12 protein-coding genes and 1 pseudogene are annotated in these 12,736 nt (G+C 67.1%); 9 read left to right on the forward strand and 4 right to left on the reverse strand.

The window, feature by feature from the left end:
• The first annotated feature begins 250 nt into the window (after positions 1 to 250).
• The 4 genes and pseudogenes from BSIN_RS07350 to ligD form a co-directional block, all read left to right on the forward strand.
• Entirely contained in the window at positions 251 to 412 is a 162-nt protein-coding gene (locus BSIN_RS07350) for a DUF1328 domain-containing protein (RefSeq protein WP_069234705.1), read from the forward strand.
• Entirely contained in the window at positions 409 to 711 is a 303-nt protein-coding gene (locus BSIN_RS07355; RefSeq protein WP_256583687.1) for a DUF3022 domain-containing protein, read from the forward strand. The genes BSIN_RS07350 and BSIN_RS07355 overlap by 4 nt, the downstream gene beginning before the upstream one ends.
• A 150-nt stretch (positions 712 to 861) precedes the next feature.
• Positions 862 to 2,964: a catalase HPII gene (gene katE / locus BSIN_RS07360; protein ID WP_089340008.1), complete on the forward strand. Its 2,103-nt coding sequence runs from the start codon at positions 862 to 864 to the stop codon at positions 2,962 to 2,964.
• Positions 2,965 to 3,071: 107 nt separating this feature from the next.
• Positions 3,072 to 4,160: pseudogene (gene ligD, locus BSIN_RS07365) on the forward strand (non-homologous end-joining DNA ligase); the annotation flags it as partial.
• 15 nt (positions 4,161 to 4,175) lie between these two features.
• On the opposite strand, the gene BSIN_RS07370 reads toward ligD, so the two are convergent.
• On the reverse strand, positions 4,176 to 5,495 hold the full coding sequence (locus tag BSIN_RS07370; RefSeq protein WP_089340010.1) for a cation:proton antiporter domain-containing protein: 1,320 nt from the start codon (positions 5,493 to 5,495) through the stop codon (positions 4,176 to 4,178).
• A gap of 389 nt (positions 5,496 to 5,884) precedes the next feature.
• On the opposite strand from BSIN_RS07370, the gene BSIN_RS07375 reads away from it, so the two are divergent.
• Entirely contained in the window at positions 5,885 to 6,244 is a 360-nt protein-coding gene (locus tag BSIN_RS07375) for a DUF3022 domain-containing protein (protein WP_089340063.1), read from the forward strand.
• Positions 6,245 to 6,267: 23 nt separating this feature from the next.
• Here the strand turns inward: BSIN_RS07375 and BSIN_RS25205 are convergent, their stop codons facing one another.
• The gene (locus BSIN_RS25205) at positions 6,268 to 6,465 is read right to left on the reverse strand and encodes a hypothetical protein (protein WP_143757376.1); all 198 of its coding nucleotides are present in this window, start codon (positions 6,463 to 6,465) and stop codon (positions 6,268 to 6,270) included.
• A 93-nt stretch (positions 6,466 to 6,558) separates the two neighbouring features.
• On the opposite strand from BSIN_RS25205, the gene BSIN_RS07380 reads away from it, so the two are divergent.
• Together BSIN_RS07380 and BSIN_RS07385 are read left to right on the forward strand one after the other, a co-directional pair.
• Complete coding sequence (locus BSIN_RS07380; RefSeq protein WP_089340011.1) at positions 6,559 to 6,900, forward strand: DUF1488 family protein; 342 nt, start codon at positions 6,559 to 6,561, stop codon at positions 6,898 to 6,900.
• Between the two features lie 263 nt (positions 6,901 to 7,163).
• Positions 7,164 to 7,388 carry a hypothetical protein gene (locus BSIN_RS07385; RefSeq protein WP_059513980.1) on the forward strand — a complete coding sequence of 75 codons (225 nt, stop codon included), beginning with the start codon at positions 7,164 to 7,166 and terminating at the stop codon, positions 7,386 to 7,388.
• A gap of 125 nt (positions 7,389 to 7,513) precedes the next feature.
• Here BSIN_RS07385 and BSIN_RS07390 read toward each other — a convergent pair whose 3' ends face one another.
• On the reverse strand, positions 7,514 to 8,287 hold the full coding sequence (locus BSIN_RS07390; protein ID WP_089340012.1) for an endonuclease/exonuclease/phosphatase family protein: 774 nt from the start codon (positions 8,285 to 8,287) through the stop codon (positions 7,514 to 7,516).
• Between the two features lie 697 nt (positions 8,288 to 8,984).
• Positions 8,985 to 11,363, reverse strand: a complete 2,379-nt coding sequence (locus BSIN_RS07400) for a two-partner secretion domain-containing protein (protein WP_369828153.1) — start codon at positions 11,361 to 11,363, stop codon at positions 8,985 to 8,987.
• 474 nt (positions 11,364 to 11,837) lie between these two features.
• On the opposite strand from BSIN_RS07400, the gene BSIN_RS25210 reads away from it, so the two are divergent.
• The gene (locus tag BSIN_RS25210; RefSeq protein WP_143757378.1) at positions 11,838 to 12,242 is read left to right on the forward strand and encodes a hypothetical protein; all 405 of its coding nucleotides are present in this window, start codon (positions 11,838 to 11,840) and stop codon (positions 12,240 to 12,242) included.
• Positions 12,243 to 12,409: 167 nt separating this feature from the next.
• Positions 12,410 to 12,700, forward strand: coding sequence for a putative quinol monooxygenase (locus tag BSIN_RS07410; protein WP_089340016.1), 291 nt, complete (start codon positions 12,410 to 12,412; stop codon positions 12,698 to 12,700).
• Positions 12,701 to 12,736 lie beyond the last annotated feature (36 nt).

The following is a 12,736-nucleotide window of genomic DNA, read 5'->3' on the forward strand; positions in this document are numbered from 1 at the left end:
CGGCAGAACGGCAGAACGGCAGAACGGCAGAACGGCAGAACGGCAGAACGGCAGAACGGCAGAACGGCAGAACCGCAGAACCGCAGAACCGCAGAACCGCAGAACCGCAGAACCGCAGAACGGCAGAACCGCAGAACCGCAGAACCGCAAAGCAACACGCAGCGCGAGAACCCCGCCGCACCCCGGGCGCACCACGCCCGATCAAGCTGCCGGATCAGTGGCGGCGATCAATGTTTCCAAGGAGGAATTCATGCTTCGATACGCCCTGATCTTTTTTATCGTCGCGATCGTCGCGGCCGTGTTCGGCTTCGGCGGCATCGCGGCCGGCGCGGCCGAGATCGCGAAGATTCTGTTCTACCTGTTCGCCGTGATCTTCATCGTCACGCTGTTGCTGGGCATCGTGCGCCGATGACTGCGCCCCATGGCCGGCCGGTCTGCATCGCGGCACTCGGACCTGCGTGTGCGAGCGCATCGGCGTCGCACACGAGCGTCGCCGTGTATGCGGACGAAACGTCCGGACGGTTGACGATTCAGGTGACGTGGGTGCGCGCGTCGGCATCGGCCCGTGTGCGCGATTGCCGCTGCACGGTCGATCTGGCGTTCCAAGCCGACGCGCTTGCCCGCTATACGACGCTGGACGCGGCCGAGCGCCGGCGTGTGCGTATGCATCTGTACAACGCGGCGTGCCGCGCCGTGGACGAGCGCCAGTAGCATGCCGACGACGCCGCGATCGAATGCCGCGTGGCGCTCGAGGTGACGGCGGCCGAATTGGACGCCGCACTGCGTTTGCGTTGACCCCCGGGCCGCGGCGCAGGTGCGTTTGCGTCGCGGCTGCCTTGCGACCCTGACGAGGAGCTTCAGATGACGAATTCCCATCGCGGCCATCCGCCGTCGAACCCCGCGCCGCAGCCCGACAGCGCGAAATCGCGTCAACTCGACACATACCGCGCGCATCCCGACGGCGAGGCATTGCGCACCAACCAGGGCGTGCGCATTGCCGATAACCAGAATACGCTGCGCGCCGGCGCGCGCGGCCCGTCGCTGCTCGAAGACTTCATCATGCGCGAGAAGATCACGCACTTCGATCACGAGCGCATTCCCGAGCGTGTCGTGCACGCGCGCGGCTCGGCCGCGCACGGCGTGTTCCGCGTGTACCGGTCGATGGCCGAATACACGAAAGCCGCGTTCCTGCAGGACCCGGCCGTGCAAACGCCCGTCTACGTGCGCTTCTCGACGGTGCAGGGGCCGCGCGGTTCGGCCGACACGGTGCGCGACGTGCGCGGCTTCGCGGTGAAGTTCTACACCGGCGAGGGCAACTACGATCTCGTCGGCAACAACATGCCCGTGTTCTTCATTCAGGACGCGATCAAGTTTCCCGACTTCGTGCACGCCGTGAAACCGGAGGCGCCCAACGAAATGCCGACCGGCGCGTCCGCGCACGACACGTTCTGGGATTTCGTCTCGCTCGTGCCCGAGGCCACGCACATGGTGCTTTGGCTGATGTCCGACCGCGCGTTGCCGGCCAGCTTTCGCGCGATGGACGGCTTCGGCGTGCACACGTTCCGCTTCGTGAACGCGGCCGGTGCCGTGCGCTTCGTGAAATTCCACTGGCGGCCCGTGAACGGCGCGTATTCGCTGTTGTGGGACGAGGCGCAGCGCATCGCCGGGCACGATCCGGATTTCAACCGGCGCGATCTGTGGGAGTCGATCGCGCGGGGCGACTATCCCGAGTACGAACTCGGCGTGCAGATGATCGAGCCCGAGGACGCCGACGCGTTCGATTTCGACTTGCTCGATCCGACCAAGCTGATTCCGGAGGAGCGCGTACCGGTGCGGCCGATCGGCCGGATGACGCTGAACCGCAACCCCGACAATTTTTTCGCCGAGACCGAGCAGGTTGCGTTTCACCCCGGACACGTGGTGCCGGGCATCGATTTCACGAACGATCCGCTGCTGCAAGGGCGGCTGTTTTCCTATACGGACACCCAATTGAGCCGGCTCGGCGGGCCGAACTTCCATGAGATTCCGATCAACCGGCCGCTGTGTCCGTTCGCGAACAACCAGCGCGACGGGATGCACCGGCAGACGATCGCGGCAGGCCACGCATCTTATGAGCCGAATTCGGTCGACGGCGGCTGGCCGCGCGAGACGCCCGCAGCGGCGTCCAACGGCGGCTTCGAGACCGTGCGCGAGCGGGTCGATGGCGAAAAGCTGCGCGTGCGCAGCGAATCGTTCGCCGATCATTTCTCGCAGGCCGCGCTGTTTTACCAAAGCATGAGCGATGTCGAGCAGCGGCATATCCGCGACGCGTACAGTTTCGAACTCGGCAAGGTGACGGCGCTCGAGATTCGCGAGCGCGTGGTCAATCAGATCCTCGCGCGCTTCGACGCGGGGCTCGCCGCGCAGGTCGCCGAACGGCTGGGCCTGCCTGTGCCAAGCGCGGCGGTGACGCTGGCCGTCGCGCAGCGTTCGCCCGCGCTGAGCCTGATCGAGCGGGCGAAGCCGGGCATGCGCTCGCGCAAGATCGCGCTCGTCGCCACGCCGGGCGTGAGCCCGGCGCTCATCGAACAGGTGCGCGACGCGCTGTTGGCGCGACACGCCGTGCCGAGCGTCGTCGCGCCGACGCTCGCGCCGATCGGCCACATCGTGCCGCAGGCGAGCTTCGCAGGGATGCCGTCGGTGATGTTCGACGCCGTGTTCGTATGCGGCGGCGACGGCTGCGATCTCACGCACAGCGCCGACGCGCGCCACTTCGTGCGCGAGGCGTTCAAGCACCTGAAACCGATCGCGGCCATCGGCTCGGGGCGTCAACTGCTGAGCGCCGCGCATCTGTCCGAATCGGCGCCCGGCGTGTGCGTGGGGCAGCAGGGCGACCTCGACGCGGTGCTGCGCGCGTTCGCCGACGCGCTCGGCGAGCATCGCGCGTGGGCGCGCGAGCCGCAGGCGGCCGAACTGGATGCTTAGCGCCGCGCCGTTCGGGCAGCGCGCGATCGGAGGGCGACGGCCGAGCGTATGGGTGATGACCGACGGTGATGGCCGGACGTGATGGCCGAGCCGGCCACGAATCGTCAGAAAAATCGCCCGCTCGGCCGATATCCGCAACCCGCCATTCTCAACCCGCAACGGAGGCGACGATGGGCGCTCGCCATACTCACGCAGGCCGCCGCGCTGGCGCCTCGCGCACGCAAGACGCACCCGCGCAGCGCGACCACGGCGGCCGGTCGCATCGATCGCCCGCGCGCGCTCGCGCGGCACACGACGAATCGCGGGCCGGCACGGCCGACCCTGTGCGCATCACGCATCCGCAGCGCATGCTCGATCCGCGGCATCACATCCGCAAGATCGATCTCGTGCATTACTGGCAATGGGTGGCCCCGTGGCTGCTGCCCGAGCTGGCAGGCCGGCCCGTGTCGCTCGTGCGCGCTCCGCAGGATATCGAAGGCGAATTGTTTTTCCAGCGGCATGCCGGGCGCCGCGAGATTCCATTCGTCACCCAGCATGCCGGGCTCGATCCCGGCCACAGGCCGTTGCTGACGATCGATAGCGTCGAGGCGCTGCTCGGCGCCGCGCAGATGGGTGTGATCGAACTGCATACGTGGAATGCGCAGGTGCGCCGAATCGAGCGGCCCGACCGGATCGTGTTCGATCTCGATCCCGGTCCGGGGTTGCGTTGGCATGCGATGATCGAAGCCGCGCAAATCCTCCACGAACTGCTCGACGAACTCGGGCTTGCATCGTTCTGCAAGACGAGCGGCGGCAAGGGGCTGCACGTCGTCGTGCCGATCACGCGCCACACGCAGTGGGACGACGCAAGGGCGTTCGCTCGCGCGCTCGCGCGGCATGTCGCCGGCGCGCTGCCCGATCGCTTCACCGCGACGATGGGCCCGCGCCATAGGCACGGCAAGGTCTTCGTCGACTATCTGCGCAACAGCCGCGGCGCGAGCACGATCGCGGCCTATTCGGCGCGCGCGCGGCCCGGGATGGGCGTATCGGTGCCGATCCGTTGGGACGAGGTGCCCGCGACCACGGGTGGCGCGCAATGGACGATCGGCACGTTGCGCGCGTGGCTGGACGCGCTCGCGCGCGATCCGTGGGACGGTTATGCGCATGCGCGGCGCCGCATCACCGCGAAGATGCTTGCGCGGCTCGCGCCGGCGTAATGCGATCAGCGGCAATCAGCGCCGGTGCGGCAGCCGGTGGTACCACTTCATTAGCGGCGTTGCGGACAGGCCGTGCGCGATGACCGACGCCGAGATTGCCGCGAGCGTTGGCGCCGCGAGCGGACGCACCGCGTCGGCGGGCCCGTGTTCGAGTGCGAACAACAGGTAGTAGAACGAGCCGATCCCGCGAATGCCGAACCAGGCCATCAGGCGCCGCTGCGTGTGCGTCGCGCGCGAGCCCGCGAGCGCGAGCTGTACCGCGAGCGGCCGCACGGCAGCCAGCAGCGCGATCGCGAGCGCCGCGTTGCGCCACGTGACGAGCGGGCCGGGCAGCGTCGCGAGCACGCTGCCGACCATCGTCATCACCAGCGCTTCCGCGATCCGTTCGAGTTCGATCGTAAAGCCGAGCACGGTTTCGGCCATGAACGCATGGGCTTTGCCGGGATGCTTTTCGGTTGCCACGACGTCCCCCGAATCGATTTGGCCGATCACCTCGCGCGGCGCACGCTCGCCGCTCGCACGGTGCTCGACGCGTCGCATCGCGACGCCTGCCGCGAACGTCGCGATGAAGCCGAACGTCTGCGCAAGCTGCGCCGCGCCGAACGACAGCACGATCAGCGCGAGCGCGAAAAAGCCTTCGAGGCCGAGCGCTTGTGCGTGCCGCGTGCGCAGCCAGCCGATCATTTTCGTTGCCGACCAGCCGAGACCGCCGCCGATCGCGGCGGCCCCGGCGATGCCCCATAGCACGGCGAGTCCGAACGCGGCCGACAGCGGCGGCAGCCCGTGCGTGGCGGCCGGCGCGCCGCACAGCGCGAGACCGGCGAGCGCGAACGGCAGCGCGATGCCGTCGTTCATGCCGCCTTCGCCCGACAGCGCGAAGCGCACCAGGTCGCGGTCGCCCGGATCGCGGACCTGCACGTCGTGCGCGAGCACGGGATCGGTCGGCGCGAGGATCGCGGCCAGCAGCAGCGCCGGGCCCCAGCCGAGCCCGAGCGCGAGCATCGCGCAGGCCGCGAGCAGCGGCACGGTGAGGGCCATGGCGAGCAAGCCGAGGCGGCACGGCACGAGCCAGAGCCGGTCTGACAGCGGCACGCGCAGCCGCAGCCCGATCGCGAACAGCGACACGAGCAGCGCGATCTCGACGACGATGCGCAGCAGGCGCGCGTCGCGTTCGATGTCGAGCCGCAGCAGTCCGATGCCGGCCGGGCCGAGCGCAGCGCCGAGCGCCAGATAGATCATGGCGGCGCTGATGGGCAGGTGCCGCAGCGCCGATGCCACGATGCCCATGCCCATCAACACCGTGCCGACGGTCAAATACCAAAGAATTTCGTGCATGAGAACAAGCCGGGGCGGAAGGGTGCGCAACGCGGCAGACTCCGGCTTCGACGTCGCCGCCGTACCGCGACGCGGGCAACGCGAATGCCTCGGCCGCGCGCGTGCTGCACATCGATGAAACAACGCCGATGAATGGCCGACGAAAAGCCGCGCCGCAATGCACGTGCCGCGTGCAGCGTCCGCGCCGCCCGGTCCAGTCAGGTCCGGTCCGGCCGCGCGCCGGAATGGCGTTTGCTGAAAAACGGCGCAATTCATCGGTTTTCATGAGCGACACCGGCGTCGAGCGGCCCGGCTCGCCGGTTGGCTATCGATGCTCGCGCCGGCGCACCGGCACGGCACCGTGGCCCGCGCTTGCCGATGGGCGCGCGGCCCTCATCCAGGAGAACACCATGCAATCGAGTTTCCAGTCCCGGCTTGCACAGGCCGAGATCGACGACGGTGTGGACGACGGCGGTTTCGATACGACCGTTCATCTCGATGTGGAAACAGGCAGGATCATCTTTCATGCGGCGTGGGCCGTGGCGGCCGATGCGCCGCCTGTGTCGACGCACCACTCGGTCGTGCTCACGCTCGACTGCAGCACGATGGCGCGCTACGCGGATCTCGATGACGGCGCTCGGCGCCGCGTGCACGCGATGCTGCACGAAACCGTGCAGCAAAAGCTCGAGCGCCTGCCCGAGGGGCAAGCGCAGACGCTGAGCGTCGAGCTGAGCGATGCGATGCTCGATGCGGTCCGCCGTTTGCAGTGACGGGCGGCGGGCGCGGCGCGCGCTTACATGCCGTTGAAATCTTTACAGACGCCGCGCGGCGTTGCGCGGTTGCCATCGGCGCCAAGCCGCGCCGGCCGGTTCACTTCGGGCAGTGTCACGCATGTTGTTTTCGCGAGGCGCGGGATGGGTGACGTGACGATGGCGGCGCGTTCCGTGCCGCGATGCATCAGGAGAAGGGGATGAGCGATCAATCGGCGCATGGCGTCATGGCGATGCGCGCCGCGTGCCGCTCACGCTCGGCGCGTTCGACGGCGCGCCGGCCAACGGCGCTGACGAGCAGGAGACATTGACCGATGCCGGCTGAATCCGTTGCGCGCGTGCGCTTGATGGGCGAGCCACCCGAATTCGACGGCGCTGCACTGCTGTTGCGCTTTTGGGCCGACGTCGACGGTCGACGCGTGCCTTGCGCGATCACGGCCGAGGCGCTCGAAGATCATTTCGGTGCGCGTGGCGCGCTGGAAGGCGATCTGCGCGCCGCGTTCGAGCGCGGCCGCGAGCGCATCCGCGCCGCGTGCGCGGACGTGCTCGCGCACGACAACGGCGGCGTGGTGCTGCACAGCGGCTATTTCCGCAGCCGGGACCGTGCGGTGGCCGCGCTCGCGAAGGCGCGCGCCGTCGAGCCGCGTCGGCGATGACCGCTCGCGCGCAATGCCGTTGCCGCATCGTCCGTCCAGGGGCGGCATCCGGCTTTACATGCGATTGAAAACTTTCCAAGCAAAACGGGCGCGCGACCAGGCGGGCGCACGGCACATCGTCGGCCCGCGCCGTGCGCCGCCGGTGTGCGCGGCGGCCGGCCCGCTTTGGCATGTTCCGTGCACGCGTCTTCGTTCTCGCGTGCAGCGCCGGATGCGTCCGTGCCACCGCCGTATTGCGCCAAGCCTTCAACGGGGAAACGACTATGCTGAGCGCTCATGAATTTGCCGCGCTGTTCCTGATCCATCGCGCGCCGGAACAGATCCAGCTCGATCGCGACGATGTCGTCGCGCTGTTCGAACGGCGCCTCATCGTGATGCGATGCGACGCGGCGGGCGAGAACCGGCCCGCGCTCACGGACGACGGCCTGTCGATCCTGCAATGCATGCAACGCAACGACGATGGCCCGCTGCGCGACAGCGACGGGTGAGCGCGACGGAAGAGCGCCGTCGACGCGCGCGTTCGCACGCGCCTGCGCGATAGCGCCGTGCGCAGCCGGGGTCGCGGGGCGCACCGGGCCCGCCGCCTCGTCGGCCGAGGCTCCGGCACATTGCGTCACGATCGCTTCACGCCCGGCTCCAACGCCGTTCGTATCCGGGCGACGAGCGGATAGTGGTTCGACGCTTGCCGCGCACGGGCGCTGCGATGCACGAGCGCGTCGATCAGCAGCTCGCCGGGATGAACCCAGATCCGCTCTGACGAGAGCGCCGGGCACAGCGTAGGGAACGTGCGCGGCGCCGGGGCGCGCCGGAACCCCGTGACAAGCGCTTGCAGCGCGCGGCCGTGCACGCATCGCTCGTTGATGTCTCCCAGCAGGATCACCGGCGACGCGCCGGTATCGAATGCCGCGAGCAGCCGCTGCACCTGCGCGCTGCGCTCGATCACGCACGGCCCGAGGTGGGCCGTGACCACGCGAATGCAGCCCGCGCGGCAGTCGATGTCGACGTCGAGTGCGCCGCGCCGCTCGCGCTTGCGAAGCGATAAGTCCAGTGCGCGCGCCGCGCGGATCGGCCAGCGCGATAGCACCGCATTGCCTTGGCGGCGTTCGGGCGTGTCGATCGTCGCGCCTACCGCCATGTGCATGCCCAATGCCGCGCGCAGCGGTGCGAGCACGTCGGGCGTGCGCGTGCCGCCGAGCGGCACCTCCTGCAACGCGATGACGTCCGCATCGAGTTCGCCGACCACCGCTACGATGCGCTCGACCGCCCGTGCCGACCAGACGCGGCGGCCGCCGTGCACGTTGTAGGTGGCGATTCGCAACCCACGCCCATCGGGCGGCTCGTCGGCCATCACGACTTCGGGCGAAGGCGCATACCGGCTCGTCGTCATGGTCATCGTCCGGGCGCGCTCGCGAGCAACGCCGGCGGGCCGGGCCGCGAGGCGGGCACGAAGCGCAAAAGCCGCCTGAAGTGTTTGAACATGGCGTACATGTGACGGTTTCGCATGGGTAATCAGTGAGGGCTCGGCGGACGAGCCGGGGACGGCGGCGCAAGCCGCGTGCCGAGCCGGCCGGGACTGGGCGTCGTTAGTGTGTAAGTGCGGGTGGATGTAGAGGCGGGTGGGGATGAGGCAAATGGCAATGCGGCGAGGCGCGGATACTGGGGATGCGACAACGAATGCAAATGCGGACGCGCAGCGGATTCATGTCACGCGCCTTTTACATCGTCATCGGCAGATGCGCACGGGAGGACATCGTGCAACCTCGATCAGACTCAGACGCCCACGTGCGCGCCACATATCGCGACTGCGAGATCGGTGCCGCCTGCGCGGCGCGACGCGGCGTGACGATCGCCGCACATCGGGGGGCAACGTGCGGGGGTAGACGCACGCGCGCGCGTCGTGCGCGACCTGCCCCGTTCCAGCGGCTGCGACTGTTCGGCCGGCGACGATGGATCGCGCGTGTGCCGATCCGGCATCCGGCGCGACGAGCGCTGATACAATCGCATCCGGCAGTGCGGAGCCGTATTCGAAAACATCAGCGCCGCACGCGCATCACGCCAACCGTATGCGGCCGAAAAGGTTCACGTCAATGCGAGCCGGTTTTCCACGCTTGCGAATTGAGCTGCCACGCCAGCATGGGCGACGTCGCGCCCGCCGGCATCGCCCAGGTTCCGTTCGGGCCGAAATTCCAAGAAGCGAAATTCGACGACTGGGCCATCTGCGCGTTGTTCAACCCGTTCGCGAGCGGCGGTTGCGCACCGGAGCCTGACGTGACCGCGGGCATCCCATAGGTCAATCCCGACATTTGCGCATTCCAGTACACGTTATTGGCGATCACGCCGGTGTTGCTGTAAGCGACATTGCCGCCCATGCCGATGCCCCTGCTTGCGATCTGCACATTCGCATACGATTGATCGATCACGCCGCTTGCATTGTTCTGGAACACGAGACCCCCGCCCGAAAGGGCCGAGCCCGTCGCATACGATTGGGCAATCAGACCGTTGTTGATGCCGACGAGCCCGGCGCTGCAGCAGGGCGGCAGTGAGCCGGCCGACGTGGACCAGGCGACCGATTGGCGGATCGTGCCGTTGTTGACGGCCGCCAATCCGCCCGCCATCTGGTAGGCCGAAACGGAGGTTTGATAAGTCGACGAGCGATCGATCGTACCGTTGTTGATGCCCACCAGTCCGCCGGCGAATTCCGCCGTCGTCCAGCCGCCGGTTGCCGGGTCTTGCGCGATCGGGCCGATGCGGCTGTTGTAGCCCGCGATCGACGCATTGGCGATTTGCCCGTCGTTGCGGCCGGCGATCGCGCCGAGCGTGCCGTGCGCGCCGCTCACGATTTCGTCCGTCAGCACGACGTTGCGTATCACGCCCGTCGCGCCGACCAGGCCGAATAGCCCGACGTAGGTATTCTGCGTTGCGCCGGCCGGCGCATTGACCGTCAGGTGGTTGATCAGGTGTCCGAAGCCGTCGAACTGCCCGGCGAACGGCGCATCGGAGCCCGCGCCGATCGGCTGGAATGCCGCCGCGCCCGACGTCGACGATGCGTCGATGTCGCGGCCGAGCGCGTAGTTCGCCGTCAGATCGTGCGATACGTTTTGCAGATCCGTCAGCGTGTTGACCAGCTTGTATGCCGTTGCCTGCGTCACGAGCCCGCTGAACGGCGCCGCGCTCCAGCCGCTGTTGGTCAGAATCGTCCCGGCGCTGTACTGGCCGTTCATGTCGTAGAACGCATTGACCAGGCCCGTGCTCGACGACCAATCGATCGTGCCGCCGTTCACCACGCTGCCGCCATTGTTCACGCCACCCGCATCCGCGCGCAACGTCAGGTTCGCGCCGCCCGTGTTGCCGATTATCGTGTTCGGCGCGATTGCCACGCTATGCGCGGCACTGAGCGTGAGCGGCGCATTGCCGTTCCAGCGCACGCTCGAGCCGACCGTCAGATCTCCGTTCGCCCCGTTCGCCTCGACCGTCACCGGCGTGCCCGCGCTCAAATTGTCCGCGACCGTGCTCGCGTTCGCGCCGTCCAGCGTGAACGCCGGCGCACCGAGTGTCCACTGCCCCGCCTGCACCGTCGCGCCCGACACGTTCAGCGACTGGCCGCGCGTTTCCACCACGGCGCCCGCGCCGTTCGCGTTGGCCGCCGAGATCACGCCGTGCGCCTGTACGCTGCCTTGATCCGCGACCAGCCACACATGGCCGTCGCGCACCGCCGTGCCGGTCGCGCGAATCGCCGCGTTGTTGCCCGCCAGCGCGTAGATGTTGCCGTCCGCCGCTTGCAGGTTCGCTTGCGCGGCGCGGATCGTCCCCGCGTTCAGCACGCTGCCGCCGCTGCCCGCTTGCACGAACACCTGCGGCCCCGTCGCCGAATCCTGCAACAGCACTTGTTGGCCCGCGGCCAGTTCGGCCGTGCCCTTCGGCGCATTGATGCTGCCTTGGTTCGACACCTGCGTGCGCGATACCAGCAACACGTCACCGCCCGTCGAGCTGATCTGCCCGAGGTTGACGATCGCGCCGTTGCCTGCGCCGGACAGCGTCAGCGGCGCGCCCTGCATGAATGCATCCTTGTCGATGTTCAGCGCCGAGGCGACGAAGCGTCCGCCCGTGGACACCACGCCGCCCGGCCCGATCAGCACGCCCTGCGGGTTCAGCAGATAAACGCTGCCGGTTGCCTTGAGCGAGCCGAGGATCACCGACGGATCGCCGCCCGTCACGCGGTTGAGCGTTGCACCGGCGCCGTTGTTGATCGTCACGCTGCGGCCGCTGCCGATCGAGAAGCTGCGCCAATCGATCACGCCGCGCGCCGAACTTTGATTGACCGTCAACGACGTGCCGCCGCCGAAGATCGCGCCGGTGCCCGACACGAACGCGCCGCCGGCAGGCAGCGCCGATTGAGCGCATGCGGTGCCGGTATAGGCGAGCGAGCACGCGAGCGCAACCAGCATTGAAAGGGTTTTAGGCACGGGCACGCGTGACGACGATATATAAAACGACATGACTTCCCCCCCGGAATAGTCAGGATATGCGAATGGGAGGCGTGAGCAAAAGAGAAGGACGGAAGGTTTGACTTCTTGCTTCAGTCGAACGGAAACGCAGGCTCATCGTGAAGCGCTCGCGAAATCGGAGCGCGGGACAATGCCGTTTTTCCCCAAAACTGAAGTCTGCTTCTCTGCGGCAATTTCACGCGAACGCTTACTGCGCTATGCAGCGTAATAAGTCGCACCCGGGGCGAATGTGCGAATGCTCACACTTTGATGATGTATTGCGCCGCCGCTCGGGCTTGCATCATTTGGCGATTTAAATCGAATAATAGCGGCGCTTATTGATTCATCAGCGTCGGTAACTGCCGATTCACCAATTAGCGCGAAATCGATTCGATTGTTATCCGAGGCGATGTTTATATTGCGCTTTGGCGCGATGAAAGGTGGCAAGCGTTCATGCGACGCCTGCCTTTTTCCATTTTCTCTTTCACATCGCACCTGGCGACGGATGCGGGGTTATACGTATTGCCGTCGGTTTGCGTTCGTGAATTTCAGACAGAGGGTTTCGCAAAATCGGATGCCGCAATGGCATCGAGCCGCGCGGCGTTTTTTGTTGCCGTAGGTTGTTGGCGGTTTGTTGGTCCATTCGTTTCGCACGCTCTGCGCGCCGGTCGTGCGATCGTGCAGCATCTCGTATCGCATTGTCCTCAATGCGGGATTGTTGAAAAGAGAAGAGGGGCGTTATCCGCACATGCCGTGCGACATTCGCCGTGGCTTGCTTGGCCGAGCGCGATGGCGGGCGTGCGCGTTGCAGACGGCGCGGCCTGTGTGAGTGCTGAAAATAATGCGAAGCCTGATTGACGGCGCGATGTCCGATGCCTAAACTCGCGTGCATTGCACAGTGCAGTGCAATTCACGCATACGAGGCCACGCACGTCGGCGAATGCGATTTGCGGGTTCGCGGGCGTTCCGGGTCTCTTCCATTTATAGCGCCCGTTGCGTGAGGCGCTACGATCGAGGAATCGGTTATGAAGTCAGTTACTGTCGTTGCGTTTTTGAGTGCGCCGATCGGCACCGAAGCGGCGCTGTTCGAGCGATTGTGCGAACTGGTGCCGGCCACCCGCGCGGAACCGGGCTGCTTGGCCTTTACCGCGCATCGGCATGCGCAAATCGCCAATCGGTTTGTGGTGTACGAGAAATTTCAGAATCGCGACGCATTCGATGCGCATCTCGAGTACGCGCACACGCGCTCGTTCGTCGCATGGGTGCAGGCCAACGATGTGGCTTTGAACTTCGAATTGTGGGACGAGCTTGCGTGACTGAACCGCGCGACTGCGCCGCGCGAGCGGCGCCTG

This window comes from Burkholderia singularis, assembly GCF_900176645.1.
GTDB lineage: Bacteria > Pseudomonadota > Gammaproteobacteria > Burkholderiales > Burkholderiaceae > Burkholderia > Burkholderia singularis.